Below are 596 nucleotides of genomic sequence, written 5' to 3'. Positions count from 1 at the left end.
GTTGCCGCAGCTTTATGGTGGGGATCCGCTTAAGGGTGGGGAGCCGCGCGATGATTGGCGGTTGCCTAAGACTTTGCAGGGTTGGGCGTTGAACGACCGCGACTATAGTCTGCCCGGCTTTGATGATTATTCGACCGGCGTGGTCTACGAGGATGCCAGCAGGGATCCGAAACGAGTCCTGTCGCTTGATACACATAGCCTGGAGCTGCCCGATGCGTTCAACCGCTATCTGCGGCGGTGGGATGATGTGCATCATGTGGGGCGGTTCACCTGCGGGACGACGAAGATCTCCAAAGTTGCATCTTGTGTGGCTTATGCGGAGGATACCGTGATCGCGCTGGAGCCGATACTTGGCAGGTTCACGGAGCAGGAGGTGGTGGCGGCGATGGATGAGTTGGTGGATCATTTGTTGGCCACCAGGTGACGTTGGCGGGGTTTGCTGATGCGTAGGGTTTCGGGGTTGTGGTTGGGGATCGTCGGCGGGTTGTTGGCGGTGTTGTTGGGGTTGCTGGTGGTGGTTGTGCTGCGGCCGGTTTCTCCGGGGACGTCTGTGGATGCTAGCGGTTCGTCTTCGTCGGCTTCGGCCCCGAAGTCTT

Annotated in this window: 1 protein-coding gene; it reads left to right on the top strand. The window is 59.4% G+C overall.

Annotation, left to right across the window (positions count from 1 at the left end):
- Nucleotides 1–424: hypothetical protein (locus EII42_RS12155; RefSeq protein ID WP_233558399.1), on the top strand; the 424-nt coding region annotated here is incomplete at its 5' end.
- Nucleotides 425–596 lie beyond the last annotated feature (172 nt).

Origin of the sequence: Tessaracoccus sp. OH4464_COT-324 (assembly GCF_003932855.1) — a bacterium.
Classification (GTDB): Bacteria; Actinomycetota; Actinomycetes; order Propionibacteriales; family Propionibacteriaceae; genus Arachnia.
Note: the sequence above shows the minus strand (reverse complement) of the source record. Positions and strands in the feature narration are given on the sequence as shown.